This window comes from Ramlibacter tataouinensis (assembly GCF_001580455.1).
Taxonomy (GTDB): Bacteria; Pseudomonadota; Gammaproteobacteria; order Burkholderiales; family Burkholderiaceae_C; genus Ramlibacter; species Ramlibacter tataouinensis_B.
Window position 1 is genome coordinate 4,326,897 of record NZ_CP010951.1, and the last position, 24,452, is coordinate 4,351,348.

At 67.5% G+C, this 24,452-nt stretch carries 27 protein-coding genes and 2 tRNA genes; 17 read left to right on the forward strand and 12 right to left on the reverse strand.

Going from position 1 to position 24,452, the window contains the following annotated elements:
• Positions 1–26 precede the first annotated feature (26 nt).
• The gene (gene efp / locus UC35_RS20065) at positions 27–581 is read right to left on the reverse strand and encodes an elongation factor P (RefSeq protein ID WP_061502852.1); all 555 of its coding nucleotides are present in this window, start codon (positions 579–581) and stop codon (positions 27–29) included.
• A 155-nt stretch (positions 582–736) separates the two neighbouring features.
• Complete coding sequence (gene earP / locus UC35_RS20070) at positions 737–1,783, reverse strand: elongation factor P maturation arginine rhamnosyltransferase EarP (protein ID WP_061502854.1); 1,047 nt, start codon at positions 1,781–1,783, stop codon at positions 737–739.
• A 46-nt stretch (positions 1,784–1,829) separates the two neighbouring features.
• Here earP and uvrC point away from each other — a divergent pair, with 46 nt between their 5' ends.
• The 8 genes from uvrC (at position 1,830) to UC35_RS20110 (ending at position 9,940) form a co-directional block, all read left to right on the forward strand.
• The gene (gene uvrC / locus UC35_RS20075; RefSeq protein WP_061502856.1) at positions 1,830–3,806 is read left to right on the forward strand and encodes an excinuclease ABC subunit UvrC; all 1,977 of its coding nucleotides are present in this window, start codon (positions 1,830–1,832) and stop codon (positions 3,804–3,806) included.
• A gap of 52 nt (positions 3,807–3,858) precedes the next feature.
• On the forward strand, positions 3,859–4,425 hold the full coding sequence (pgsA, locus tag UC35_RS20080; RefSeq protein WP_061502858.1) for a CDP-diacylglycerol--glycerol-3-phosphate 3-phosphatidyltransferase: 567 nt from the start codon (positions 3,859–3,861) through the stop codon (positions 4,423–4,425).
• Between the two features lie 29 nt (positions 4,426–4,454).
• The gene (locus UC35_RS20085) at positions 4,455–5,300 is read left to right on the forward strand and encodes a DMT family transporter (protein ID WP_061503958.1); all 846 of its coding nucleotides are present in this window, start codon (positions 4,455–4,457) and stop codon (positions 5,298–5,300) included.
• 56 nt (positions 5,301–5,356) lie between these two features.
• A complete protein-coding gene (locus UC35_RS20090; protein ID WP_145979562.1) occupies positions 5,357–6,238 on the forward strand; it encodes an alpha/beta fold hydrolase in 882 nt (293 codons plus the stop codon).
• Positions 6,239–6,244: 6 nt separating this feature from the next.
• The gene (locus UC35_RS20095) at positions 6,245–7,330 is read left to right on the forward strand and encodes a tartrate dehydrogenase (RefSeq protein WP_061502861.1); all 1,086 of its coding nucleotides are present in this window, start codon (positions 6,245–6,247) and stop codon (positions 7,328–7,330) included.
• Positions 7,331–7,597: 267 nt separating this feature from the next.
• Positions 7,598–7,870 carry an HU family DNA-binding protein gene (locus tag UC35_RS20100; RefSeq protein ID WP_048438803.1) on the forward strand — a complete coding sequence of 91 codons (273 nt, stop codon included), beginning with the start codon at positions 7,598–7,600 and terminating at the stop codon, positions 7,868–7,870.
• Between the two features lie 17 nt (positions 7,871–7,887).
• Positions 7,888–7,963: transfer RNA gene (locus UC35_RS20105), tRNA-Val, on the forward strand.
• 78 nt (positions 7,964–8,041) lie between these two features.
• Positions 8,042–9,940, forward strand: coding sequence for a SurA N-terminal domain-containing protein (locus UC35_RS20110; RefSeq protein WP_061502862.1), 1,899 nt, complete (start codon positions 8,042–8,044; stop codon positions 9,938–9,940).
• Positions 9,941–10,167: 227 nt separating this feature from the next.
• Here UC35_RS20110 and UC35_RS20115 read toward each other — a convergent pair.
• Both UC35_RS20115 and UC35_RS20120 read right to left on the reverse strand, forming a co-directional pair.
• Positions 10,168–10,243: transfer RNA gene (locus UC35_RS20115), tRNA-His, on the reverse strand.
• Between the two features lie 46 nt (positions 10,244–10,289).
• Positions 10,290–11,264, reverse strand: a complete 975-nt coding sequence (locus UC35_RS20120; RefSeq protein WP_061502864.1) for an NADPH:quinone oxidoreductase family protein — start codon at positions 11,262–11,264, stop codon at positions 10,290–10,292.
• Between the two features lie 144 nt (positions 11,265–11,408).
• Here UC35_RS20120 and surE point away from each other — a divergent pair, with 144 nt between their 5' ends.
• From surE to rlmD, 6 genes are read left to right on the forward strand one after another with little or no spacing between them, the layout of a single operon-like run.
• Positions 11,409–12,179, forward strand: coding sequence for a 5'/3'-nucleotidase SurE (surE, locus tag UC35_RS20125; RefSeq protein ID WP_061502866.1), 771 nt, complete (start codon positions 11,409–11,411; stop codon positions 12,177–12,179).
• The gene (locus UC35_RS20130; RefSeq protein WP_061502868.1) at positions 12,176–12,949 is read left to right on the forward strand and encodes a protein-L-isoaspartate(D-aspartate) O-methyltransferase; all 774 of its coding nucleotides are present in this window, start codon (positions 12,176–12,178) and stop codon (positions 12,947–12,949) included. The genes surE and UC35_RS20130 overlap by 4 nt, the downstream gene beginning before the upstream one ends.
• 14 nt (positions 12,950–12,963) lie before the next feature.
• Positions 12,964–13,854, forward strand: a complete 891-nt coding sequence (locus UC35_RS20135) for a peptidoglycan DD-metalloendopeptidase family protein (protein WP_061503960.1) — start codon at positions 12,964–12,966, stop codon at positions 13,852–13,854.
• A gap of 3 nt (positions 13,855–13,857) precedes the next feature.
• Positions 13,858–14,862 carry a sigma-70 family RNA polymerase sigma factor gene (locus tag UC35_RS20140; RefSeq protein WP_082793409.1) on the forward strand — a complete coding sequence of 335 codons (1,005 nt, stop codon included), beginning with the start codon at positions 13,858–13,860 and terminating at the stop codon, positions 14,860–14,862.
• Positions 14,863–14,893: 31 nt separating this feature from the next.
• Positions 14,894–15,679: a 3'-5' exonuclease gene (locus tag UC35_RS20145; RefSeq protein ID WP_061502870.1), complete on the forward strand. Its 786-nt coding sequence runs from the start codon at positions 14,894–14,896 to the stop codon at positions 15,677–15,679.
• 48 nt (positions 15,680–15,727) lie between these two features.
• A complete protein-coding gene (gene rlmD / locus UC35_RS20150; RefSeq protein WP_061502872.1) occupies positions 15,728–17,122 on the forward strand; it encodes a 23S rRNA (uracil(1939)-C(5))-methyltransferase RlmD in 1,395 nt (464 codons plus the stop codon).
• An 86-nt stretch (positions 17,123–17,208) separates the two neighbouring features.
• Here the strand turns inward: rlmD and UC35_RS20155 are convergent, their stop codons facing one another.
• A complete protein-coding gene (locus tag UC35_RS20155; RefSeq protein WP_061502874.1) occupies positions 17,209–17,898 on the reverse strand; it encodes a Bax inhibitor-1/YccA family protein in 690 nt (229 codons plus the stop codon).
• A 116-nt stretch (positions 17,899–18,014) separates the two neighbouring features.
• Between UC35_RS20155 and UC35_RS20160 the strand changes: the two genes are divergently transcribed.
• A complete protein-coding gene (locus tag UC35_RS20160) occupies positions 18,015–18,422 on the forward strand; it encodes a GlcG/HbpS family heme-binding protein (protein ID WP_061502877.1) in 408 nt (135 codons plus the stop codon).
• Between the two features lie 7 nt (positions 18,423–18,429).
• On the opposite strand, the gene hemP is transcribed toward UC35_RS20160, so the two are convergent.
• The 5 genes from hemP to UC35_RS20185 form a co-directional block, all read right to left on the reverse strand.
• Complete coding sequence (gene hemP, locus UC35_RS20165; protein WP_061502880.1) at positions 18,430–18,642, reverse strand: hemin uptake protein HemP; 213 nt, start codon at positions 18,640–18,642, stop codon at positions 18,430–18,432.
• Positions 18,639–19,052 (reverse strand): ExbD/TolR family protein, encoded by a 414-nt coding sequence (locus UC35_RS20170; protein WP_061502882.1) that lies wholly within the window; start codon positions 19,050–19,052, stop codon positions 18,639–18,641. The genes hemP and UC35_RS20170 overlap by 4 nt, the downstream gene beginning before the upstream one ends.
• A 2-nt stretch (positions 19,053–19,054) precedes the next feature.
• A complete protein-coding gene (locus UC35_RS20175; protein ID WP_061502884.1) occupies positions 19,055–19,768 on the reverse strand; it encodes a MotA/TolQ/ExbB proton channel family protein in 714 nt (237 codons plus the stop codon).
• 30 nt (positions 19,769–19,798) lie between these two features.
• Positions 19,799–20,485: an energy transducer TonB gene (locus tag UC35_RS20180; RefSeq protein WP_061503962.1), complete on the reverse strand. Its 687-nt coding sequence runs from the start codon at positions 20,483–20,485 to the stop codon at positions 19,799–19,801.
• Between the two features lie 70 nt (positions 20,486–20,555).
• Positions 20,556–20,792 carry a bacterioferritin-associated ferredoxin gene (locus UC35_RS20185; RefSeq protein ID WP_061502886.1) on the reverse strand — a complete coding sequence of 79 codons (237 nt, stop codon included), beginning with the start codon at positions 20,790–20,792 and terminating at the stop codon, positions 20,556–20,558.
• Positions 20,793–20,969: 177 nt separating this feature from the next.
• Between UC35_RS20185 and UC35_RS20190 the strand changes: the two genes are divergently transcribed.
• Both UC35_RS20190 and feoB read left to right on the forward strand, forming a co-directional pair.
• Positions 20,970–21,236 (forward strand): FeoA family protein, encoded by a 267-nt coding sequence (locus UC35_RS20190; RefSeq protein WP_082793410.1) that lies wholly within the window; start codon positions 20,970–20,972, stop codon positions 21,234–21,236.
• A complete protein-coding gene (gene feoB / locus UC35_RS20195; protein WP_061502889.1) occupies positions 21,233–23,116 on the forward strand; it encodes a ferrous iron transporter B in 1,884 nt (627 codons plus the stop codon). The genes UC35_RS20190 and feoB overlap by 4 nt, the downstream gene beginning before the upstream one ends.
• Here feoB and UC35_RS20200 read toward each other — a convergent pair whose 3' ends face one another.
• Positions 23,117–23,299 carry a hypothetical protein gene (locus tag UC35_RS20200; RefSeq protein WP_061502891.1) on the reverse strand — a complete coding sequence of 61 codons (183 nt, stop codon included), beginning with the start codon at positions 23,297–23,299 and terminating at the stop codon, positions 23,117–23,119.
• Positions 23,296–24,444, reverse strand: a complete 1,149-nt coding sequence (locus tag UC35_RS20205) for a PepSY-associated TM helix domain-containing protein (RefSeq protein ID WP_061502892.1) — start codon at positions 24,442–24,444, stop codon at positions 23,296–23,298. The genes UC35_RS20200 and UC35_RS20205 overlap by 4 nt, the downstream gene beginning before the upstream one ends.
• Positions 24,445–24,452: the final 8 nt, after the last annotated feature.

Here is a 24,452-nt window from a genome sequence, read left to right on the forward strand (position 1 = left end):
GAGCCTTCGCGACGGGTGCCGTGCGCTTAGACGCGGCGGCGGTATTCGCCTGTGCGCGTGTCGATTTCCACTTTGTCGCCCTGGGCCACGAAGATCGGCACGCCGATCTCGAAGCCGGTGGCGATCTTGGCGGGCTTGAGCACCTTGCCGGACGTATCGCCCTTGACGGCAGGCTCGGTCCAGGTGATCTCGCGCTCCACGCTGGTGGCCAGTTCGACCGAGATGGCCTTGCCCTCGTAGAACACCACTTCGGCGGGCATGCCTTCCTCGAGGTAGTTCAGCGCGTCGCCCATGTTTTCCTTCTCGACCTCGTACTGGTTGTACTCGGTGTCCATCCAGACATACATGGGATCGGCGAAGTAGGAGTAGGTGCAATCCTTCTTGTCCAGGACGATCTGGTCCATCTTGTCGTCGGCCTTGAACACGATTTCCGTGCCCTGGTTGTTCAGCAGGCTCTTGAGCTTCATGCGCACGGTGGCTGCGTTGCGGCCGCCGCGGGCGTATTCGGTCTTCAGCACGACCCAGGGGTTGCCGCCCTGCATGATGACGTTGCCGGCGCGGATTTCTTGAGCGATTTTCATAAGCGGATTGAGAGGCTTAGGTAGGGGCCGGCAGCGTGCATGAGGCTGGATGGGGCTGCGGCAGGGGCGCGTATCGCGCAGAGCCTGCTATTTTAGCCTTTTTCATGAGGCAGGTCCCGAATGCCCCTAAAGCGCGGCCGGGGCCCGATGGGGAGTCAAGGACGGAAATCGGCCACGAAGCCCAGCAACTGGCTGGCGAGTTCGTCCTGCGCCAGCAGCCTGGCGCGCGCGGCCGAGACGCTATCCGTCCAGGCTGCCGAATCGAAGACCGGCAGCTCGCCGCCGACGCCGCTCCACGCCTCGTGGAAGCGCCGCAGGCCGGAGGGCGCCTGCATCCAATCGAGAAAGGCGCGCAGCTTGGCGTGGTGGGCGTCATCATGCTGCGGATAGATCTGCCACACGAAGGGCCGGCCGGCCCAGAGCGCGCGCACCAGCGAATCCTCGCCGCGGACGAAGTTGGCGTCGCAGCTCCAGAGCAGGTGATCGAATTCCGATTGCGCCAGCAGCGGCAGCCAGCTGACCCGCAGTTGCGGCGAAGGCGGAAGCCGTTCGAGCGCCGCGCGCACGGCCGACGCGGCACGCCCCGCGGTGACCAGCAGGCGCGTCGGCGTTTCCGCGTCCGCCAGTTGCCGCAGCCAGGGCTCGAGTCCGGGCGGTTCGTAGCAAAAGAGACTGACCAGGCGCTCGCTGCCCCGCTGCAGCCCCATGCGCTGCAGCCAGGCCGCGGAATCGAAAGCCGCCTGCCGCCTCGCCAGGTCCTGCTCGCGCAACAGCCCGCCGGTGCTGGCGGTGAAACCGGGATAGAAAAACCGCTTGGTCAATCCGGCCGCCGGCCCGGACATGACGGGGGAGGGCAGGCCGTGGCTGCGCTCGGCGAACGATTCCGCCGTCAGGTACTCGAGATTGATCCAGGCCGGCTGGCGCCCGCGCGCGCGCGCCAGCGCGGCCAGTTCCGCCTGGAACGCCGGCGGGAGCTCACAGCCGAAGGCTTCGATCACGGCATCGCCGGGGCCGGGCTCGGGCGACCAGGGCATGACCTCCACCCCGGGCTGCCCATGGGGCGCCATCCACGCCAGGGCGCTGGAGTCGTCGACGCGCAGCCGCACCCGTTCGCCGCGCCGGGCGAGCTCCGCGGCCAGGCGCCAGCACACGCCGATGTCGCCGTGGTTGTCGATGACCTTGCAGAAAATGTCCCAGAGCATGACGTCGTCGGTACTGATCCGCGGGATTGTCCACAATAGCGGCTGTATGTCCGAGAGTCATTCCGAACAGCTGCTGGCACAGGTGGCGGCGCTTCCGCCGTTGCCGGGGGTGTACCGGTACTTCGACGCGCAGGACGGCGTCCTCTACGTCGGCAAGGCGCGCAACCTGAAGAAGCGCGTTTCCAGCTACTTCCAGAAGAACCACGGCGGCACCCGCATCGGCCACATGATCGGGAAGATCGCGCGGCTGGAGACCACGGTCGTGCGCTCCGAGGCCGAGGCGCTGCTGCTCGAGAACAACCTGATCAAGAGGCTCAATCCGCGCTACAACATCCTGTTTCGCGACGACAAGAGCTATCCCTACCTGAAGATCACCGGCTCACCCGACCAGCCGGGACTCGCGAGCACGAGCGCGGACGGGCGGCCGTCCGCGCCCACGGCGGCGCAGTTCCCGCGCATGGCCTATTATCGCGGCGCGGTGGACCGCCGGCACCGCTACTTCGGCCCCTATCCCAGCGCCTGGGCGGTGAAGGAGTCCATCCAGCTGCTGCAGAAGGTGTTCCGCCTGCGCACCTGCGAGGACACGGTGTTCGCCAACCGCACGCGGCCCTGCCTGCTCTACCAGATCAAGCGCTGCTCCGGTCCCTGTGTCAATCTGGTGTCGGGGCCGGACTATCAGCGCGACGTCGAGAACGCCGAGGCCTTCCTGCACGGCGAGACCCATGCCGTGCTGGCCGAGCTGGAGCAGCGCATGATGCAGCACGCCGACCGGCTCGAATTCGAACAGGCGGCCGAGCTGCGCAACCAGATGTCGGCCTTGTCCAAGGTGCTGCACCAGCAGTCGGTGGAGACCATCTCGGACAAGGACGTGGACATCCTCGCGGTGCGCGTCCAGGGCGGGCGCGCCTGCGTCAACCTCGCGATGGTGCGCGGCGGCCGGCACCTGGGCGACCGCGCCTACTTCCCCTCGCACGTCGAGGATGCCTCGGCGGTGCAGGACTTCGACGACAGCAGCGAGCAGCAGGAGTGCACGCCGGTCGAGGTCCAGGTGCTGGAAGCCTTCATCGCGCAGCACTACCTCGACGTGCCCGTGCCGGCCTGCCTGATCACCAGCCATCCGGTTGGGCAGGAACTGACGTCGGCGCTGTCGCAGCAGAAGGGCATGAAGATCGCCACCGTGCACAACCCGCGCGAACAGCGGCGCGTGTGGCTGGAGATGGCCGAGAAGAACGCCGAGATCCAGCTGGCCCGCCTGCTGGCCGAGGAAGGCTCGCAGCAGGCGCGCACGCGCGCGCTGGTGGAGGCGCTGGACCTGGCGCCGGACAACCTCGACACCTTCAGGGTCGAGTGCTTCGATGTCTCGCACACGGCCGGAGAGTCGACCCAGGCCTCATGCGTGGTGTTCCACCACCACAAGATGCAGAACTCGGAGTACCGCCGCTACAACATCGACGGCATCACGCCGGGCGATGACTATGCGGCGATGCGGCAGGTGCTGATGCGCCGCTACGGCAAGATGGCCGAAGCCGGCCGCGACCCGCCAGAAGCAACGCCACGTGGCGGCGGCGCGCAGCGGCTGCCCGACCTGGTGCTGGTGGACGGCGGCAAGGGGCAGGTGAGCATGGCGCGCGAGGTGTTCGCCGAACTGGGCCTGGACCTCGCGGTGATCGTCGGCGTGGAAAAGGGCGAGGGGCGCAAGGTCGGGCTGGAGGAGCTTGTCTTCGCCGACGGGCGCGACAAGGTGTACCTGGGACGGGATTCCGCTGCCCTGATGCTGGTGGCGCAGATCCGCGACGAAGCGCATCGGTTCGCCATCACCGGCATGCGCGCGCGAAGAGCGAAGGTGCGCGTGGGCGGCAGCCGCCTCGAGGAAATCCCCGGCATCGGCGCCAAGAAGCGGGCGCGACTGCTGCAACGGTTCGGCGGCGTGCGCGGGGTCGCGGCCGCGGGCGTGGACGACATCGCCGGCGTCGAAGGAATTTCGCGCGAGCTGGCGGAGGAGATCTACCGGGCATTGCACTAGGCTTTGATCGAACTGGGCTCAGCCGGCCACCGCGCCATGCCAGAATCGAGGCATGTTCCTCACGGTACCCACGATCCTGACCTGGACACGCATCGTCGCCATTCCGCTGATCGTGGGGGTGTTCTACCTGGGTCTCAATCCGGCGGTCCAGAACCTGATCGCCACCGCCATGTTCATCGCCTTCGCGGCGACCGATTGGCTCGACGGCTACCTGGCGCGCAAACTCAATCAGGCGTCCTCCTTCGGCGCCTTCCTCGATCCGGTCGCGGACAAGTTCCTGGTCTGCGCCTGCCTGCTGGTGCTGGTGCACCTGGGACGGGCCGACGTGTTCGTGGCGCTGATCATCATCGGGCGTGAGATCGCGATCTCGGCCCTGCGTGAATGGATGGCGCACATCGGCGCCGCCAAGAGCGTGGCCGTGCACATGCTGGGCAAGGTCAAGACCACGGTGCAGATGGTGGCCATTCCCTTCCTGCTGTTCGACGGCGTGCTGTTCCGGCTGATCGACACGCGCACCTGGGGCACCTGGCTGATCTGGCTGTCGGCCATCCTCACCGTCTGGTCGATGGTCTACTACCTGCAAAAGGCGCTGCCAGAGATCCGCAGCCGGGTGAAGTGAGCTCCCGCGACGACGCCCTGGTGCGGGCGATGCCGATCGTCTTCGTCCTGATCTGGAGCACCGGGTTCATCGTGGCCCGCTACGGCATGCCGCACGCGCCGCCGATGAAGTTCCTGGCGATGCGCTACCTGCTGTCCTCGCTTTGCTTCGCAGCCTGGGTGTGGGCGGCGCGCGTCGCGCTGCCCGTCGACCGGCGCCAGGTCGGGCACCTCGCCGTGACCGGCATCCTGATGCATGCCGGCTACCTGGGCGGCGTCTGGGCGGCGGTGAAGCTCGGAATGGGCGCCGGCCTGGCGGCGCTGCTGGTCGGCCTGCAGCCGGTGCTGACCGCCGTGTGGGTGTCCTCGCGCGGCGGACGCGTGGAGGGCAGGCAATGGCTCGGACTCGGCCTGGGCCTGGTCGGCCTGGCACTCGTCGTGTGGCAGAAGCTGGGGCACGGCGAGGTGAATGCCCCCAACCTCGCGCTGGCCTTCATGGCGCTGGTCAGCATCACGGCCGGCACGCTCTACCAGAAGCGCTACCTCGCGCCCTGCGACGTGCGGTCGGCCAGCCTGGTGCAATTGCTCGCCGCGCTGGCAGTCACCCTGCCGCTGGCGCTGCTGGAATCGGAAGCCATGCGCTGGAACGGCCAGCTCGCGGGCGCCATGGCCTGGTCGGTGCTCGGCCTGACATTGGGGGGCAGCTCGCTGCTGTACCTGCTGATCCAGCGCGGCGCGGCGACCGCGGTGACCAGCTTGCTCTACCTGGTGCCGCCCACGACCGCGGTCATGGCCTGGCTGCTGTTCGGCGAGGCGATCACGGCGACCACGCTGGCCGGCATGGCGCTCACCGCGCTGGGCGTGAGCCTGGTCGTGCGGGCGCCTCGCGTGGCCTAGCCCGGCAGGACGCGGCCCGGGCGCCCGAGTCGGCCAGGAATGCCAGAATCGCAGCCATGCTGGATGGGTTCGAACGCTTCGACTTCGCACGCGACGGCGTGCGGCTGCACGGCGCCCGGTCGGGCCGGGGCCCGGCCTTGCTGATGCTGCATGGCCATCCGCAGACCCATGCGATGTGGCACCGCGTGGCGCCGGCGCTGGTCGAGCGCTTCACCGTCGTGCTGATGGACCTGCGCGGCTACGGCGATTCGGGCCGGCCTGCCGCCGGCGAGGGCAGCGCCGCCTACGCCAAGCGCGAGATGGCGAGCGACGCCATGCTCGTGATGGCGGAGCACGGCTTCCGGCAGTTCCAGGTGCTGGCGCACGATCGCGGCGCGCGCGTCGCGCATCGCCTGGCGGTGGACCATCCGCAGGCCGTGCAGCGCCTGATGCTGCTGGACATCGCGCCGACGCTGGCGATGTACCAGAACACGAGCGAGGCCTTCGCCCGCGCGTACTGGCACTGGTTCTTCCTGATCCAGCCGCCGCCCTTGCCCGAGGCGCTGGTCGGCTCGGACCCGGTCCGCTACCTGCGATCGGTCATGGGGTCGCGCTACGCCGGCCTGGGGGTGTTCGCGCCGGAAGCGCTGGCGGAGTACGAGCGCTGCCTGCAGATCCCGGGCAGCGCGCAGGCCGTGTGCGCCGACTACCGGGCCAGCGCCGGCATCGACCTGGACCATGACCGTGAGGACCTCGCCGCCGGCCGCCAGCTGGCGCAGCCACTGCGCGTGCTGTGGGGCGAGCGGGGCGTCGTCGGCAAGTGCTTCGACGTGCTCGCACTGTGGCGAGGTCGTGCCACGCAGGTTTCCGGCCGCGCGCTGCCGTGCGGTCACTACATCGCCGAGGAGGCGCCGGAGGCGCTGCTGGCGGAAGCCCAGGAATTCTTTCTTCAGGAGTAACGACGAATGAGCAGGAAACGGATCGCGGTGATCGCCGGTGACGGCATCGGCAAGGAAGTGATGCCCGAAGGGGTGCGCGTCATGGAAGCGGCGGCCAGCAAGTTCGGCATCGACCTGGCGTTCGACCACTTCGACTTCTCGAGCTGGGACTACTACGAGAAGCACGGCCAGATGCTGCCGGACGACTGGAAGGAGCGCATCGGCGGCCATGACGCCATCTACTTTGGCGCGGTGGGCTGGCCCGAGAAGATCCCGGACCACGTATCGCTGTGGGGCTCGCTGCTGCTGTTCCGCCGCGAGTTCGATCAGTACGTCAACCTGCGGCCCGCCCGCCTGATGCCGGGCATCATCGCTCCGGTGGTGCGGCGTGACGGCAGCGCCCGCCAGCCGGGCGAGATCGACATGTACATCGTGCGCGAGAACACCGAGGGCGAGTACTCGAGCATCGGCGGGCGGATGTACCCCGGCACCGAGCGCGAGATCGTCATGCAGGAAACCGTGATGTCGCGCACGGGCGTCGATCGCGTACTGAAGTTTGCGTTTGACCTGGCGCAAAGCAGGCCGAAAAAGCACCTGACCAGCGCCACCAAGTCCAACGGCATCGCGATCACCATGCCCTACTGGGACGAACGCGTGGCCGAGATGGCCAAGTCCTATCCGGGCGTGCAGGTGGACAAGTTCCATATCGACATCCTTACCGCCCACTTCGTGCAGCGGCCGGACTTCTTCGACGTGGTGGTCGCCAGCAACCTGTTCGGCGACATCCTCAGCGACCTGGGGCCCGCCTGCACCGGAACCATCGGCATCGCGCCGAGCGCGAACCTCGACCCTTTGCGCCGGTTTCCCTCGCTTTTCGAGCCGGTTCACGGCTCCGCGCCGGATATCGCCGGACGCCAGATCGCCAACCCGATCGGCCAGATCTGGTGCGGCGCCATGATGCTGGAATTCCTGGGCCACAAGGATGCGCACGACGCGGTGCTGCGCGCGATCGAACAGGTGCTCGACCCGAAAAGCGGGGCGCCGCGCACCCCCGACATCGGCGGCAAGGCAGAGACGGCGGACCTCGGGCGCGCCATCGCATCGGCGCTGTGACCCCCGGTTTTTTTGCACTGCGCAATTCGCAGCACGCCAGTCCGCCCGGAGCTACGCAGGTTTACGAATAGAATCCGCCTCCGCGCCGTTGTAAATCGCCGAGGCGTGGTGTTGCGTCGTATTGACACGTTACAGCCGCGTGGCTCTAATGCATCGGTGGCTCGAAAGCCGCATGACTGAACCCTTTCCGCCGCGCGGCGCGGAGGGGAGAACAAAAATCAACCCAGAGACATTCCTGTCAAAACATTCTCGCTACGAGGGGAACCTGTGAACAAGACCGAACTGATTGAGCACATCGCAAAGCATGCCGACATCTCCAAGGCCGCGGCCACACGCGCGCTGGAGTCCATGATCGGCGCCGTCAAGACCACGCTGAAGAAGGGCGGGTCGGTGTCGCTGGTCGGTTTCGGCACGTTCGCGGTCGGCAAGCGCGCCGCGCGCAGCGGCCGCAATCCGCGCACCGGCGCTGCGATTAAAATCAAGGCCGCCAAGGTGCCAAAGTTCCGCCCCGGCAAGGCGCTGAAGGATGCGCTGAACTGAAGCGGCCGATCAAGGTGGGGTGCTTAGCTCAGCTGGTAGAGCGGCGCCCTTACAAGGCGTAGGTCGGCGGTTCGATCCCGTCAGCACCCACCAAGCGACGCGAAGGCGAACGGCAGTTCGCCTTTTGTTTTTGCGAACTGAGTTCGCTGTTCCTGAATCCGAGTTCGAGACATGTTCGATTTCGTCCGCAAGCACAACAAGATCATGCAGTTCCTGCTGTTCTTGCTGATCTTCCCTTCGTTCGTGCTGGTGGGCATCAACGGTTACGACCGCCTGCGCGAAAAGGGCGATGCCGTCGCCAAGGTCGACGGCCATGAGATCCTGCAAGGCGATTGGGACGAGGCGCACCGGCGGGAAGTCGACCGCCTGCGCCAGCAGATGCCCAACATCGACATGAAGCTGCTCGATTCGCCCGCCGCGAAATACGGCACCCTCGAGCGTCTCGTGCGTGACCGCGTGATCGCCGCCGAAGCAGCGAAGTCCAAGTTGACGGCCAGCGACCAGCGGCTGGCGCGCGAGTTGCAGCAGAACCAGATGATCGCGTCCCTGCGCGGGCCCGACGGCAAGCTGGACATGGCCAGGTACCGCCAGCTGGTCGGCGCCCAGGGCATGAGCCCGGAGGCCTTCGAGGAGAGCGTGCGCACGGAGCTGTCGACGCGGCAGGTGCTGGGCGGCGTGGCTGCGACCTCGCTGGCCACGGCGGCCCAGGCGGCGCCTTCCATCGGCGCCTTCCTGGAAAAGCGGGAAGTGCAGGTGGTGCGCTTTCCCAGCAGCGACTTCGCGGCGCGCGTGACGGTCACCGACGCCGACCTGGAGTCGTTCTACAAGGCCAACCCCTCGATGTTCCAGGCGCCCGAGCAGGCGAGCGTCGAATACCTGGTGCTGGACATCGAATCCATCAAGAAGGGCGTCACGGTCAACGAGCAGGACCTCAAGACCTACTACGAACAGAACGTCGCCAGGATCACCGGGCAGGAAGAGCGGCGCGCCAGCCATATCCTGGTCGCGGTCCCGAAGGATGCCCCCGCCGCCGATCGCGAGAAGGCCAAGGCGCAGGCGCAGGAGCTGCTGGCGGCGGCACGCAAGAATCCCGATGGCTTCGCGGAACTGGCGAAGAAAAACTCGCAAGACACGGCCTCCGCTCCCAACGGCGGCGATTTGGAGTTCTTCACCCGCGGCGCGATGACCAAGCCTTTCGAAGATACCGTCTTCGCGATGAAGAAGGGCGAGATCGCCGGGCCGGTGGAAACCGAGTTCGGCTACCACATCGTCAAGCTGACGGACCTCAAGGTGCCCAAGCAGCGCAGCTACGAGGAATTGAAGCCCGAGTTCGAGGCGGAACTGAAGAAGCAGCAGGCGCAGCGCAAGTACGCGGAGATGGCCGACACCTTCAGCAACGCGGTCTATGAGCAGTCGGACAGCCTCAAGCCGGCGGCCGACAAGCTGAAGCTGGAGGTCAAGACCGCGGCCGGTGTGCAGCGCGAACCCGCTCGCGGTGCGCCCGGCGTGCTTTCGAGTCCCAAGTTGCTCAGCGCCCTGTTCGCGCCGGACAGCCTGGAGAAAAAGCGCAACACCGAGGCCGTCGAGGTGGCGCCCAACACGCTGGTCTCGGGCCGCATCACGCAGTACACGCCATCGCGCACGATTCCCTTCGACGAAGTGAAGGACCAGGTGCGCCAGCGCGTGGTGGCCGCGCGTGCCGCCGAACTGGCGAAGAAGGAAGGCACGGACAAGCTCGCCGCCTGGAAGGCGAACCCCGCCGGCGCCAGCCTGCCCGCGGCCGTGACGGTCTCCCGGCAGGAGGCGGCGCAGCAGCCGGCCGAAGTGGTGGATGCGGCGCTTCGCGCCGATCCCGCCGCCTTGCCCGCGCTCAGCGGCGTGGACCTCGGCGCGCAGGGCTATGCGGTGATCAAGGTCAACAAGATCATCCCGCGCGAGGCCCCGGCGGCCGAAGCGGCCCGTCAGGAGCGCGACCAGTATGAGCAGTGGTGGGCCCAGGCCGAGACCATCGCCTACTACAACCTGCTCAAGGAGCGCTTCAAGGTGCAGATCCTGGTGCCCAAGCCGTAAGGGCCTTGAGCAGAGCAACAAAAAAGCCGGCCCGAAAGGCCGGCTTTTTCATTGGGGGAGCTCCGCGTCAGCCCGCCTCGCGCGCCTGTCGACTTACTTTGCGCTCGGCTCGGCCTGCGCAAACGATTCGGCGTCACCGGCAGGCACGCAGGTGCTTATCGATTGCCCCTGCAGTGCCCCTGAAATGAAATCAAGCCCTCGCAAGGGCTTGATTCACTGACATTCGGTGGGGTGGCTGATGGGACTCGAACCCACGACGACCAGAATCACAATCTGGGACTCTACCAACTGAGCTACAGCCACCGTCGAGCCTCTCATTATACGGTGGACGAGGCCGCCGCTCAGGGCCTCAGTTCACCATCACCAGTTTGCCCTTCACAGCGCGTGAACCCATGCGCGCATACGCGGCTTTCAGCTCGGCCATCGGCAGGGTGGCGTCGATCACCGGCTTGATCTTGCCTTCGCCGTACCAGCGCGCGAGTTCCGCCAGCATGGCCGCGTTGGCCTTGGGTTCCTGCTTGGCGAAGGCGCCCCAGAACACGCCCACGATGGAAGCGCCCTTGAGCAGCGGCAGGTTGAGCGGCAGGGCCGGGATCGGCCCCGCGGTGAAGCCGATCACGAGGTAGCGCCCGCGCCAGGCGATGGAGCGGAAGACGGGCTCCGCGAAGTCGCCGCCCACCGGGTCGTAGACCACGTCGGGGCCCTTGCCGTCGGTGGCGGCCTTGATCGCGTCGCGCAGGTTTTCCCGGCTGTAGTTGATCGTGGCGTCAGCGCCGATCGACTTGCACAGCTCGCATTTCTCGTCGCTGGAGGCCGCGGCGATCACGCGCGCGCCCGCTGCCTTGGCGATCTGGATCGCCGCCGTGCCGACGCCGCCGGCGGCGCCAAGCACCAGCACCGTCTCGCCGGCCTTGAGCTGCGCGCGATCGACCAGCGCGTGGTGCGAGGTCCCATAGGTCATGATGAATGCCGCCGCGTCCGCGTGCGGGAAGCCGGCGGGCAAGGGCATGCAAGCCGCGGCCGGCGCGATGACGTGGCTGGCGAAGCCGCCGGTACCGAGCAGGCAGGCGACACTCTGTCCCGGCTTCAGTTGCGTCACGCCTTCGCCGACCGCTGCCACCACGCCCGCGTACTCGGAGCCCGGCACGAAGGGCAGCGGCGGCTTGATCTGGTACTTGTTCTGGACGATGAGCAGGTCGGGGAAGTTCAGGCTCGCCGCCTTGATCTCGATGAGCACTTCGCCGGCCTTGGGCTGCGGGGTGGGCAACTCCTTCCATTGAAGGGCGTCCACGCCGGTCGGGTTCTCGCAAAGCCATGCATGCATCTGGGGTGTCTCCGCAAAACGTGTTCGGCGCCATGATAGGCGCGTGGGCGCCGGCGCAATGTCTCTGCCGTGACCGGTGCTGATGCAGCCGCTCACGGATCGGGGGACTCGGTCGGCGCAGCCCTACAATCGATTGCATTCGCCATGAAAATCCTGCTTTCCAACGACGACGGTTACCAGGCGCCGGGCATCATCGCCTTGTACGAGGCGATCAAGGACCTCGGCGACGTCGAGGTCGTGGCGCCTGAGCACAACAACAGCGCCAAATCCAACGCGCTCACGCTCTATGCGCCGCTGTCGGTGCGGCAGGCGAACAACGGCTTTCGCTATGTCAATGGCACGCCCGCGGACTGCGTGCATGTGGCGCTCACCGGGCTGCTCGGCTACCGGCCGGACCTGGTCGTGAGCGGCATCAACAACGGCGCCAACATGGGCGACGACACCATCTACTCCGGCACCGTGGGCGCCGCGATGGAGGGCTATCTATTCGGCATCCCGGCGATCGCCTTCTCGCAGACGCAAAAGGGGTGGGCGCACATCGAGTCCGCGGCACGCAAGGCGCGCGAACTGGTGCAGCACCTGGTGGGCGCCGGGGCGCCCGAAAGCTCGCCCTGGCTGCTCAATGTGAACATTCCCAACCTGGCCTACGAGGAACTCAAGCCGTTCCAGGTCTGCCGGCTCGGCCGGCGCCATGCCGCCGAGAAGGTCATCTCGCAGACCAGCCCGCACGGCGAGACCATGTACTGGATCGGGGGCGCCGGGCCGGCCAAGGACGGCGCCGAAGGCACGGATTTCCACGCGACCGCGCAGGGCCATGTGTCGATCACGCCGTTGAAGGTTGACCTGACCGACCACGAGGCGCTGCGCGCCTGGGGCCGTTCGGTGCCGGGTGCCCGCGAGGCGGCCGGCGCATGACCCGGCGGCCGGCGTTTCCTGCCCGCCTGGACACGACCCGGCAAGGCCCCGCGGCGAAGCCGCCTGCGCCGCGCGCAGGCGCGGTGCCTGCCGTCCGGCCGGCCGGTGGTGTCGGCCTGGATTCGCAGGCGGTGCGCCTGCGCATGGTGCACAAGCTCGGCGCCCAGGGCGTCACGGATGCGCAGGTCCTGTCGGCCATGGGCACGATCGAGCGCCACCGCTTCGTCGACTCGGCGCTGGTGAACCAGGCCTATGAAGACACCAGCCTGCCCATCGGCCTGGGCCAGACGATCTCCAAGCCAAGCGTGGTCGCCCGCATGATCGAGCTTCTGCTGGCCGGCCGGCGCGAGCCCTCGGGCAAACTCGGGCGCGTGCTCGATATCGGCACCGGCTGCGGCTACCAGGCGGCGGTCCTGAGCCTGGTGGCGTCGGAGGTGTACAGCATCGAGCGCCTGCGCGGCTTGCACGACAAGGCGCGCCAGAACCTGCGGCATTTCCGCCTGCCCAACGTGCATCTGCTCTTCGGCGACGGCATGCCCGGTTACGCCAAGGGTGCACCGTATGCGGGCATCATCGCGGCGGCCGGCGGTGAAGCGGTGCCCGCGGCATGGACGCAGCAACTGGCTGTGGGCGGACGCATCGTGGCGCCCGTCACCACGCCGGCCGGCCAGCAGGCGTTGGTGGTGATCGAGAAGAAAAACGAACGTGAACTGCAACAAAGTGTGCTTGAGGCTGTTCACTTTGTCCCCCTAAAATCGGGCATCGCTTGAAGGGATACAACAAGATGTTCGAGATGCGCGGGTGGAGATCGGTCGTTGCAGGCGCGTGTGTCGCGGTGTTGCTGGCCGGATGCGCATCCAAGACCCGCTCACCGGCGCCGGTGGAGGACCGCAGCGCGCGCGCACCCGGCATGCCGGCGGTGGTCGAGCCCGCGAAGCCGCTGGCCGGCGCGGACAACGCCGGCAAACCGGGCTACTACACGGTGCGCCAGGGCGACACGCTCATTCGCATCGCCTTGGACAGCGGCCAGAACTGGCGCGACATCGCGCGCTGGAACAATCTCGAGAACCCCAACGTCATCGAGGTGGGCCAGGTCTTGCGCGTGGCCCCGCCCGCGGCCGAAGTGACCGCCGCGCGGACCGCGCCCGCACCAACCGCGCCCGCCGCCACGGTGGTCCCGCCGCGCGCCGGCGCCTCCGGTTCGGCGGTCCCGTCCGCGCCGGCACCTTCGGCCTCCGCGCCTTCAGGCCCCGCCGTCGCGGCGCTTCCTCCCGTGGGCACGCAGCCTGCCGTGCCGGCAGAGGACGAGATCGCGTGGAGCTGGCCGACGGGCAACGGCATGGTCCTCGACGGCTTCGATGAGCAGCGCAACAAGGGGCTGGACATCGGCGGCAAGGTCGGCGATCCCGTGCTCGCGTCTGCCGACGGGCGTGTGATCTACGCCGGCGCGAGCCTGCGCGGCTACGGCAACCTGATCATTCTCAAACACAACAACACGTTTCTCTCCGCTTACGCCCATAACCAGACTTTGCTCGTGAAGGAAGACCAGACCGTGCGCAAAGGACAGAAGATTGCGGAAATGGGAAGCAGTGATACGGACCGGGTGAAGCTGCACTTCGAGATACGTCGCCTGGGCAAGCCGGTCGACCCGTCGCGATACCTGCCAGCGAGGTGACACATGCGAAAGCGCAACGGACATGCCAAGCCTGCGGCTGCCGGTGCGACTGAGAGTGCGGAGCGCGTGCCGCAAGAGATCCGCACGACGCAAGACACTGAAGAGGAACCCAACCCCCGCGAGATCCCGGCGGAGTTCGCCGGCGAATCGAGCGACACGCTGACGCTGTACCTGCGCGACGTGCGCCGCACCGAACTCTTCACCGCCCGGCAGGAGTTCGAGACCGCGACCCGTGCCCGCAGCGGGGACTTCAGCGCCCGGCAGGCCATGATCGAGCACAACCTGCGGCTGGTGGTCAGCATTGCGAAGGGCTACCTCGGGCGCGGCGTGCCGCTGTCGGACCTGATCGAGGAGGGCAACCTCGGCCTGATGCATGCCATCGACAAGTTCGAGCCCGAGCGCGGTTTCCGCTTTTCCACCTACGCCACCTGGTGGATCCGGCAGTCGGTCGAGCGGGCGGTGATGAACCAGGGACGGGTCATTCGTCTGCCGGTGCATGTGGTGCGCGAGCTCCAGCAGGTGCTTCGCGCCCGCCGCATGCTGGAAAACGATCCGGCCTTCGCCTCCGCACGTTCGGGGCTGGAGGGTGAGGGCGTGCGGGTCGAGGACGTGGCCGCCCTGCTCGGGCGCGACGCCCAGCAGGTGGCCGAGTTGCTCGCCATGGCCGAAACGCCCCGCTCGCTCGATGCCACCGCCGACCGTGGCGACGACGACCACACCCTGGCGGACATGATGCCGGACGAGTTCGCGGCCGACCCGACCGGCGTGACGCACAACCGCGAGGTAGAGCGGCTCCTGAACAACTGGATCGAAGCCCTGTCGCACCGCGAGAAGGAAGTGCTCGAGGGCCGCTTCGGCCTCCACGACCGCGAGCCCGAGACGCTGGAGGTGCTGAGCGACCGGCTCGGGCTCACCCGCGAGCGGGTGCGGCAGATCCAGAACGAGGCACTGCTCAAACTGCGCCGGCACATGACCCGCAGCGGCATCAACAAGGAAGCGCTCTTCTAGCTGCTCTTCCAGCAGCTGCTACAGTCGGGCCATGGCTTGGCCCGTGCTCGTCTTCGACATCGAATCCATTCCCGACATCGCGGGCTTGCGCCAGTTGCGCGTCGACCCTGAGCACTTCACCGACGAGGACGTCTACAAGGCCTGGCGCGAGGAGCGCGCCGGTGATGGCAAGTCCGATTTCATGCCGCTGCACCTGCAGCGCATCCTGGTGATCAGCTGCGTGTTCCGCAACGCCGAAGGCCTGCGCGTGCACTCCTTCGTCGACCGCGACAACGCCAGTGAAGGCAAGGTCGTCCAGTCCTTCTTCAACGCCCTGGAAAAGCACGCGCCGCAGCTCGTGAGCTGGAACGGCGGCGGCTTCGACCTGCCGGTGCTGCACTACCGCGGCCTGCGCCACGGCGTCGTCGCCAACAAGTACTGGGACATGGGCGAGGACGACCGCGAGTTCAAGTTCAACAATTACATCGGGCGCTACCACATGCGCCACCTGGACCTGATGGACCTGCTGGCGCTCTATCAGCCCAAGAACAACGCCCCGCTGGATGCCATGGCCAAGCTGTGCGGCTTCCCCGGCAAGCTCGGGATGGACGGCTCGCAGGTCTATGCCGCCTACCTGGAAGGCAAGACCGAGGACATCCGCCGCTATTGCGAGACCGACGTGATGAACACCTACCTGCTGTACTGCCGCTTCCAGCGCATGCGCGGCGGCTTCACCGAAACCGAATACGAGCAGGAGATCGCGTTCGTCAAGAGCACGCTGTCGGCGCAGGCGCCGGCCGAGGCCCATTGGCAGGAGTACCTGGCCGCCTGGAAGTAGCGCGTCCCGCCCGGCTGGGGTGGCGGCCGGGCTGAGACAATCGGGGGCATGACGGAAGGAATTGCGAAAGAGGCGCTGCCCGAAGGCTGGCTGGCGGTGGATGCGCTCGATCTGGAGGCGCGCGGCGTGGCCCGGCGGCCCGACGGCAAGGTGGTGTTCATCGAAGGCGCGCTGCCCTTCGAGCTGGTCTCGGCCCATGTGCACAAGAAGAAGAACAACTGGGAGCAGGGCCAGCTGACCGAGGTCCACCGCGAATCGTCCCAGCGCAGCGAGCCGCGCTGCCCGCACTTCGGCCTGCACGAGGGCGCTTGCGGCGGCTGCAAGATGCAGCACCTGCATCCAGCCGCCCAGGTGGCGATGAAGCAGCGGGTGCTGGAGGACAACCTCTGGCACCTGGGCAAGGTGAAGCCCGAGATGGTGCTGCGGCCGATCGAAGGACCCGCCTGGGGCTACCGCTGGCGCGCGCGCTTCTCGGTGCGCCACGTGCGCAAGAAGGGCGTGGTGCTGGTCGGATTCCATGAGCGCAAGAGCCGCTACGTGGCCGACATGCGCGAGTGCCACGTGGTGCCGCCGGGCGTCAGTGCGCTGCTGCTGCCGCTGCGCGAGCTGCTGGGTTCCATGGACGCGATCGAGACCTGCCCGCAGATCGAGCTGGCGTGCGGCGACGAAGTGATGGCACTGGTGCTGCGGCACCTCGAGCCGCTCAGTGACGGTGACCTCGGCAAGCTGCGGGCGTTCGCGCGCGAGCATGCCGGTGTGCAATGGTGGCTGCAGCCCAAGGGCCCCGATTCGATCCGACTGCTGGACGAAGGCGGCCCAGAGCTTTTCTATGACTTGCCCGAGTTCGGCGTCCGCATGCCGTTCAGGCCGACCGACTTCACCCAGGTCAACCCGCACATCAATCGGGTGCTGGTGTCGCGCGCCCTGCGGCTGCTGGACGCGCAGGCCGGCGAGCGCGTGATCGACTGGTTCTGCGGCCTCGGCAACTTCACGCTGCCGCTCGCGACCCAGGCCGGCGAGGTGCTGGGCATCGAAGGCAGCGAGGCGCTGGTGGCGCGCGCGAAGGACAACTACACCCGCAACCGGGCAGGGCGCACGCAGCCGCTGGCCCATGTGCAGTTTGCCGCGCGCAACCTGTTCGAGATGAGCGCGCAGCAACTGGTGGCCGACGGCCAGGCGCAGCGCTGGCTGGTGGACCCGCCGCGCGAGGGCGCCTTCGCGCTGGCCAAGGCGCTGGCGGACCTGCACAACCAGCCCGTCCCGTCAGGAGAGTGGACGCCTCCCGGCCGCATCGTCTACGTCAGCTGCAACCCGGCCACGCTGGCCCGGGATGCCGGCCTGCTGGTGCACCAGGCCGGCTACCGCTGCAGCGCCGCGGGCGTGGTGAACATGTTCCCGCACACGGCGCACGTCGAGTCCATCGCCGTGTTCGATCGCGCCTAGCGACCTGACGCGCTGCGCTGGCTCCGGCAGGTGGTGCAATGAAAAAGGGCCGCTGAGGCGGCCCTTTCGCAGTCGGCGGGCTGCGCTTATTCGCGCTCGCCGCCCATGATGCCCAGCAGCGCCAGCAGGCTCTGGAACACGTTGAAGACGTCGAGGTAAAGCGCCAGCGTGGCGGTGATGTAGTTGGTTTCGCCGCCGTCCACGATCTGCTTCAGGTCGTACAGCATGTAGGCGCTGAAGATGCCGATGGCCATCACGCTGATCACCAGCATGCCCGTGGTCGAGCCGACGAACACGTTGATGATGCTGCCGATCATCAGCGCCAGGGCGCCGACCAGCAGGAACTTGCCCATGCCGGATAGGTCGCGCTTGATCACGCTGGCCAGCGTCGCCATCACGAAAAACACGCCCGCCGTTCCGCCGAAGGCAGTCATCACCAGGCTGGGGCCGTTCTTGAAGCCCAGCACGACGGCGATCAGCCGCGACAGCATCAGGCCCATGAAGAAGGTGAAGCCCAGCAGCACCGCCACGCCGGCCGAGGAGTTCTTGGTCTTCTCGATGGCGAACATGAAGCCGAAGGCGCCGACCAGGAAGACGATCAGCCCGATGCCCGGGGTGAGGGCGCGGGTGATGCCGGTGGCCACGCCCAGCCAGGCGCCAATCACTGTCGGCACCAGGCTCAGTGCGAGCAGCCAGTAGGTATTGCGCAAGACCTTGTTGCGCTGTTCGACTGACGGGGCATAGCCGTAGTCCAGGGTCTGGATGCGGTCGCTCATGTCCTATCTCTCCTTTGCCGTTGGGCTTTAGATGCGCCCATTCTAGGTTGGTTCAAGGCGGGGGTAGCGATATCCGCAATTTCCAGCCCCGGCCCCAGCCACTATCCTTGGCGCCCATGAAAACCAAGCATGTGCTCGAATTGGCCGACCTCAAGGCCATCGCCGCGGCGGCGGAAGCCGAAGCCCTCAAGAACAACTGGGCGGTGTCGATCGCCGTCGTGGACGACGGCGGCCACCTGCTCTGGCTGCAGCGCCTGGACGGCGCGCCGCCGATTTCGGCCCATATCGCCCCGGCCAAGGCCAATACCGCCGCGCTCGGGCGCCGTGAAAGCAGGATCTACGAGGAAATGATCAACGGCGGCCGCGTTTCCTTCCTGAGCGCCCCCGACCTGAAGGGCCTGCTGGAAGGCGGCGTTCCGATCATGAAGGACGGCCAGTGCCTCGGTGCCGTCGGGGTCAGCGGCGTCAAGTCCGCGGAAGACGCCCAGATCGCCCGCGCCGGCATCTCGGCGATCGGTCTCTGACGGGCGCTTATTTCGTGAGGATCAGCTTGCCCAGGCGCGTCGCCTGCAAGCGGTAGACCTCGCCGTTGTGGCTGATCTCCACCAGGCGGCGCCCGCGCAGCAATTCCTCGCTCGGGATGACGGGGGCGGGCCGGATGCCCCGGGCCGCCGGGCTGCCGCCCGCATCGCGGCCGGGAGGATCGGCCGGGAGCACGGTGACGGTGTCGTAGTCGCTGCTCATGCCGGTTTGGGCTCCATGACAAAGCCGATCTTGCGCAGGCCTGCGCGCTGGGCCGCGGCCATGGCCTGCGCGACCCGCTCGTAGCGGGCGTCGCGGTGCCCGCGAATGTGCAACTCCGGTTGCTGCTCGCGCGCGGATTCGGCCTGGAAGCGCTTGTCCAGGTCCTGCTCGGCCACCGGCTGCTCGTTCCAGAAGTACTGGCCCTGTGCGTCCACCGACAGGTGAATGGTCTGCGGCTTGGTGTCCTGCGGGGAACTGCTCGCCCGCGGCAGGTCGATGTTGACCGCGTGCTTCATCACCGGAACCGTGATGATGAAGATGATCAGGAGCACCAGCATGACGTCGACCAGCGGCGTCATGTTGATCTCGTTCATCACATCGTCAGTGTCGTCCTGGGTGCCGAAGGCCATGGTCAGGCGCCTTTCACAATGGGCACGACCTTGGATGCGGCATTCGACGTGACGCGCGCGCCGGCGATGAAGTGGGAATGCAGGTCATGGGCGAAGCGGTTCAGCTTGGACAGCACGCCCTTGTTGCCCCGCACCAGCGCGTTGTAGCCCAGCACGGCGGGGATGGCCACGGCCAGGCCCAGCGCCGTCATGATCAGCGCCTCGCCGATGGGGCCGGCCACCTTGTCGATGGTGGCCTGGCCGGCGGTGCTGATGGATAGCAGCGCGTGATAGATGCCCCACACGGTGCCGAACAGGCCGATGAAAGGCGCGGTCGAGCCGACCGAGGCCAGCACGGCCAGGCCGGACTGCAGCCGCGCCGTCGACTCGTCGATGGAGTTGCGCAGCGCCCGCGTGAGCCACTCGCTCGCGCCCAGCGAATCGTGCAGCTGCGGCTGCGCGTTGTGGTGGGCGGCGGCCTCGCGGCCCTCCAGCGCCAGGGAGCGGAAGGGGTTGGCCGGGTCCGTGCCCAGCTTGCTCAGGCCATCGGCGAAGTCGCTCGCATGCCAAAAGCTCTCGATCCGGCGCGCCTGCGCGCCATGGCGGCCGAGGTCAAGCGCCTTGATGATGATCACCATCCAGGAGGCGAGCGACATCGCGAGCAGCAGCCCGGCAACGCCCTTGGTGACCAGGTCGCCCTGGTTCCACACGTGAAGGAGGCCGAATTGGGTTTCCATGAGAAGCAGTGACTCCAGTTTTCTTGTTGCTTAGTCGAGTACGTAGTTGACCGGCGCGTCGTACCACATGGCCTGCGCGACGCCGCCCACTTTCCCAGGCACGTAGCGGCATTTCATGACGTATTCGAGCGCGGACTTGTCGAGGCGCTCGTAGCCGCTGGTGCGCTTGAGCTCCGCTTTCTGCGGCTGGCCATCGGCGCCGACCAGCACCCGCACCAGCACCATCCCCTGTTCACCCATGCGGCGGCTCATGGGGGGATAGGTCGCCTTAGGGTTTTGCAGGTAGTCGGCCTCGGTCGAGGGCAGTTGCACGGCCGGTGCCGCCGGCGCGGCGGGCGCCGAGCTCAAGGACGGGGCTGGCGGCTGCGACATGAGCGTGCCGGTCGGTGCGTTGGGCGCGGGCGTCGGGTCGGTGATCGCCAGCGGCTGCGGCGCGGCTTGCGGCGCCGGGGTCCGCTTGGCCACCGGCTGCTTCTCCGGCGTGACTTTCGGCTGGGGCAGGGGTGGCGGCGGTTCGGTCTTCGGAGCCGGCGGCGTGATCATCTCGGCGAAGACCTCGACCGGCATCACCACTTCGACCATGCGACGCAGCAGGCCGGAGTGGAACGCCCAGATGGCGGCGACGTGGAACAGCAGCACGCCGACGGCGATCAGGGCGTTGCGGCTGAGGCGGATGGACGGAGCGGGGGGCTGGGCGATGGCGCCTGAGAATCCCATGCTGGCGGACGAGCCGGGAATCATCGGCGCAGGACCCAGCATGCGGACACGAGCACGAGCAGCAGACTGATCAGGAGGCCGCCGACGATGTCCATGCGGCACCCTTCGGCACTTCGGGAGTGAGCCGGATCCCGGCGACCGGGTGGGTGGCGCTGCACTGCGCCACCACGTCGCGCGCGCAGCTTTCGCACTGGCCGCACTGGGTGGCTACGCCCAGTTCGAACTGGATGTCATCGAAGTCCATGCCCGCGCGCACATGCTTGGCGATATCGCGGTCAGAGACGCGGCGGCAGACACAGATGATCATGATGAGAATCGGCTAGCGGTTAAAACAAGGTGCGAGGCCATTATAAATAGGAATCGCTCGCATTCGCAATGTCAATGATTCTAGAGTTGAGCGGGATCAAGGGAATGCTCCAGTCGGCAAGCAGGGCAAAAGCTTGGCCTAAAATGCGAATAATTCTCATCCCAAGCCACTTTCTCCATGACAAGCACGAGCTCGCCCGCCGATGCGCAGCGCCTGGACCAAGCCCTGCCGGGCCGGTCCTACCTGGTTCGCCAGGTCGAAAGCGAACGGACTGAGCAGGCTCGTCAGCTCGAGGAAATCGGCTTCTTTCCGGGCGAGCCGGTGATGGTGATGACGCGCGGTTTCCCGGGCGGCGATCCGCTGGTGGTGCGCATCGGCCAGTCCACCTTTGCCCTGCGCGGCGCAGAAGCCTGCTGCATCCAGATCGAGCCGCTGCCCGCATGAACGAAGCCGTCGTCCATGTGCACCCGGCCGGCCGGCTGGCCGCCTTGGTCGGCAATCCCAACGCCGGCAAGACGGCGTTGTTCAACCGGCTGACGGGCAGCAACCAGAAGGTGGCCAACTACGCCGGGGTCACGATCGAGCGCAAGGAAGGCCGGCTGGCCCTGGCATCCGGCAAGACCGTGCGGGTGCTGGACCTGCCGGGCACCTACAGCCTGCATCCGCGCTCGCCCGACGAGCGGATCACCTGCGAAGTCCTGCTGGGACAAGCGCAAGGGGAGAAGCGCCCGGACCTGGTGGTCTGCGTGGTGGATGCCACCAACCTGCGGCGCGGCCTGCGCCTGGTGCTGGGTGTGAAGCGAATGGGCCTGCCCTGCGTGGTGGCCTTGAACATGGCGGACCTGGCCACGAGCCGGGGCATCCGTATCGACGCGCAGGCACTGGCGCGCGAACTGGGCGTGCCGGTGGTGACCACGGTGGCGGTGCAGGGCGATGGCGACGCCGCATTGCGCGATCTGCTCGAGCGGCCCCAGTCCTGGCAGCGCCCGGACGCGCCGGCGCCGACGTCTCCGCCCGCCGCCGACGTCCCCGATCACATGACCGTGCGGGCCATGCTGCAGCGCCTGGGCCTGGACGAACTCGCGCCGCACCTGACCAGCGACCGGATCGACCGGGTGGTGCTGCACCCGGTGGCGGGACCGCTCCTGCTGGCGCTTCTGCTGTTCCTGATGTTCCAGGCGGTGTTTGCCTGGGCAGAGGCCCCCATGGCCTGGATCGAAGCCGGTACCGCGTGGCTGGCCGCCACCGTGGGCGGGTGGATGCCGGATGGCTATCTGAAAAGCTTCGTCGTGGACGGCCTGATCGCCGGCGTGGGCGGCGTCGTGGTGTTCCTGCCGCAGATCCTGATCCTGTTCTTCTTCATCCTGGTGCTGGAGGAGTCGGGCTACCTGCCGCGCGCGGCCTTCCTGCTGGATCGCATCATGGGCGGCGTCGGCCTCTCCGGCCGGTCCTTCATCCCGCTGCTTTCCAGCTTTGCCTGCGCCATTCCCGGCATCATGGCCACCCGCACCATCGCCAATCCGCGTGACCGGCTGGTGACCATCATGATCGCGCCGATGATGACCTGCTCGGCGCGGCTGCCGGTATATGCGCTGCTGATCGGCGCCTTCATTCCCCGCCGCGAGGTTGGGCCCGGCTTCGAGTTGCAAGGGCTGGTGCTGTTCGCGCTGTATCTGGCCGGCATCATCGGATCACTGGCTGTGGCCTGGGTGCTCAAGCGCTTTACCAGTCACGGCCAGGTGCGGCCCTTGATGATGGAACTGCCCACCTACCATTGGCCGCGCGCGCGCAACGTGGGCCTGGGCCTGTGGCAGCGCGCACTCATCTTCCTCAATCGCGTGGGCGGCATCATCCTGGTGCTGACCATCGCCTTGTGGTTCCTGGCCAGTGTCCCGGCGCCGCCCGTGGGAGCGACCCAGCCGGCGATCGAGTACAGCCTGGCCGGGATGCTGGGCAAGGGGCTGGCCGTTCTGCTGGAGCCGATCGGCTTCAACTGGCAGATCAGCATCGCGCTGGTGCCCGGCATGGCGGCACGTGAAGTCGCAGTGAGCGCGCTGGGCACGGTCTATGCGCTGTCGGCCAGCGGTGACGACACCGCGAAGGCGCTGATGCCGCTGATCGCCCAGAGCTGGAGCCTGGCGACAGCGCTGTCGCTGCTGGCCTGGTACGTGTTCGCGCCGCAATGCCTGGCCACGCTGGCCACGGTCAAGCGGGAGACCGGCGGCTGGCGCTGGCCGCTCGTGATGGCCGGGTACCTGTTTGCGCTGGCCTACACCGCGTCGTTCGTCACCTACCGGGTGGCGTCGGCGCTCGGGTGGGGGTGATCAGTCGCGGCGTCGCGGCCTTGCCCAGTGCCAGGCCATGACGGCCACGGGGACACCCAGTCCGACCCAGGACCAGATGTCGCCCGGGCCGCCGTCGGACACCAGGGCCGTGACCAGCCCGCTCGCCGTCAGAACGCCGAGGACGATGGGCCAGCCCCAGATGCGCCGGAACGCCGGACTCATTGGGCGGCCTCCGCCAGCGTCACGTCCGCTTCCTGCGTCAGCGGCTGTGGCGCCTTGCGCTTGAACCACAGGTACAGGCCACTGCCCAGCACCACGATGGTGGCCAGGTCCAGCAATGTCCAAAGAATCTTCATCGGCAGGCCGGCGTAGTCGCCGAAATGCAAGGGCTGCGACAGCAGCAGTGCCGTCAGGTACCAGGGCGCCGCCGGCGCTGCGGTCACTTCCGCCGTACGCGCATCCACCAGCACGGGCTGGACCAGGCGCGAGGTCAGCGGGGTGCCGCCTTTCATGAAGAAGGTCGTGTGGTGCGGGCTGGAGAAAGCGGTGCCTGGGTAGGCTGCGAAGGCGAGCCGCGCCCCGGGCAGGCGGGCGCGGGCGGCGTCGAAGGACTTCTGCACCGAGGCGCGCTCGTCGACCGGAACAATGGACAGGCCCTTGTAGGGCTCGAGCAGGTGGGTCAGCTGGTCGTGCTGCCAGTACTTGATCAGCAGGTCGGCCCAAGTGTTGATCATGCCGGTGGCGCCGACCACGAAGACCCAGGTGAGCGTCACGATGCCCAGCAGGTTGTGCAGGTCCAGCCATTTGACGCGTGGCGAGCGGTCGCGCCGCACCGCCCCGAACTCCAGCTTGCGCATGAAGGGCGCATACAGCACGACGCCGGAAACGATGGCCACCAGCAGCAGCAGGCCCATCAGCCCCAGGAACAGCTTGCCGGCCAGACCGGCGAACAGGTCCACGTGCAGTTTGAGCATCACCCACATGAAGCCCTCGTTGAACCGGGGCTGGGCCAGCACGGCGCCGGTGCGCGCATCGACGACCACCGAACGGAAGTCGTCGGTGGGATCGGGCGTGGGGGTCATCGTCACGAACCAGAGGTCGTCGCTCTCCTCGTCGGGCGATGAGAACTGCACGACCCGGTCCGGGTGCTGCGCCCGCGCCACCTCCAGCACCTTGTCCAGCCTGACCTGGGGCGTGCCCGCCGGCATGGGCGGGGCCTCCACTTCCGCGCCCGTCAGGTGCCCGATCTCATGGTGGAAGATCAGCGGCAGGCCCGTCAGGCACAGCAGCAGCATGAAGACGGTGCACACCAGGCTGCTCCACTTGTGGAGCCAGGACCAGGTCTTGATGGAACGGGCGCTGAGCATGCCGTGTT

Bases quoted from the DNA above. Each gene is read 5' to 3' on its own strand.
- efp (WP_061502852.1), bottom strand. From the start codon at position 581: ATGAAAATCGCTCAAGAAATCCGCGCCGGCAACGTCATCATGCAGGGC.
- earP (WP_061502854.1), bottom strand. From the start codon at position 1,783: ATGCTCTGGGACATTTTCTGCAAGGTCATCGACAACCACGGCGACATC.
- uvrC (WP_061502856.1), top strand. From the start codon at position 1,830: ATGTCCGAGAGTCATTCCGAACAGCTGCTGGCACAGGTGGCGGCGCTT.
- pgsA (WP_061502858.1), top strand. From the start codon at position 3,859: ATGTTCCTCACGGTACCCACGATCCTGACCTGGACACGCATCGTCGCC.
- UC35_RS20085 (WP_061503958.1), top strand. From the start codon at position 4,455: ATGCCGATCGTCTTCGTCCTGATCTGGAGCACCGGGTTCATCGTGGCC.
- UC35_RS20090 (WP_145979562.1), top strand. From the start codon at position 5,357: ATGCTGGATGGGTTCGAACGCTTCGACTTCGCACGCGACGGCGTGCGG.
- UC35_RS20095 (WP_061502861.1), top strand. From the start codon at position 6,245: ATGAGCAGGAAACGGATCGCGGTGATCGCCGGTGACGGCATCGGCAAG.
- UC35_RS20110 (WP_061502862.1), top strand. From the start codon at position 8,042: ATGTTCGATTTCGTCCGCAAGCACAACAAGATCATGCAGTTCCTGCTG.
- UC35_RS20120 (WP_061502864.1), bottom strand. From the start codon at position 11,264: ATGCATGCATGGCTTTGCGAGAACCCGACCGGCGTGGACGCCCTTCAA.
- surE (WP_061502866.1), top strand. From the start codon at position 11,409: ATGAAAATCCTGCTTTCCAACGACGACGGTTACCAGGCGCCGGGCATC.
- UC35_RS20130 (WP_061502868.1), top strand. From the start codon at position 12,176: ATGACCCGGCGGCCGGCGTTTCCTGCCCGCCTGGACACGACCCGGCAA.
- UC35_RS20135 (WP_061503960.1), top strand. From the start codon at position 12,964: ATGTTCGAGATGCGCGGGTGGAGATCGGTCGTTGCAGGCGCGTGTGTC.
- UC35_RS20140 (WP_082793409.1), top strand. From the start codon at position 13,858: ATGCGAAAGCGCAACGGACATGCCAAGCCTGCGGCTGCCGGTGCGACT.
- UC35_RS20145 (WP_061502870.1), top strand. From the start codon at position 14,894: ATGGCTTGGCCCGTGCTCGTCTTCGACATCGAATCCATTCCCGACATC.
- rlmD (WP_061502872.1), top strand. From the start codon at position 15,728: ATGACGGAAGGAATTGCGAAAGAGGCGCTGCCCGAAGGCTGGCTGGCG.
- UC35_RS20155 (WP_061502874.1), bottom strand. From the start codon at position 17,898: ATGAGCGACCGCATCCAGACCCTGGACTACGGCTATGCCCCGTCAGTC.
- UC35_RS20160 (WP_061502877.1), top strand. From the start codon at position 18,015: ATGAAAACCAAGCATGTGCTCGAATTGGCCGACCTCAAGGCCATCGCC.
- hemP (WP_061502880.1), bottom strand. From the start codon at position 18,642: ATGAGCAGCGACTACGACACCGTCACCGTGCTCCCGGCCGATCCTCCC.
- UC35_RS20170 (WP_061502882.1), bottom strand. From the start codon at position 19,052: ATGGCCTTCGGCACCCAGGACGACACTGACGATGTGATGAACGAGATC.
- UC35_RS20175 (WP_061502884.1), bottom strand. From the start codon at position 19,768: ATGGAAACCCAATTCGGCCTCCTTCACGTGTGGAACCAGGGCGACCTG.
- UC35_RS20180 (WP_061503962.1), bottom strand. From the start codon at position 20,485: ATGGGATTCTCAGGCGCCATCGCCCAGCCCCCCGCTCCGTCCATCCGC.
- UC35_RS20185 (WP_061502886.1), bottom strand. From the start codon at position 20,792: ATGATCATCTGTGTCTGCCGCCGCGTCTCTGACCGCGATATCGCCAAG.
- UC35_RS20190 (WP_082793410.1), top strand. From the start codon at position 20,970: ATGACAAGCACGAGCTCGCCCGCCGATGCGCAGCGCCTGGACCAAGCC.
- feoB (WP_061502889.1), top strand. From the start codon at position 21,233: ATGAACGAAGCCGTCGTCCATGTGCACCCGGCCGGCCGGCTGGCCGCC.
- UC35_RS20200 (WP_061502891.1), bottom strand. From the start codon at position 23,299: ATGAGTCCGGCGTTCCGGCGCATCTGGGGCTGGCCCATCGTCCTCGGC.
- UC35_RS20205 (WP_061502892.1), bottom strand. From the start codon at position 24,444: ATGCTCAGCGCCCGTTCCATCAAGACCTGGTCCTGGCTCCACAAGTGG.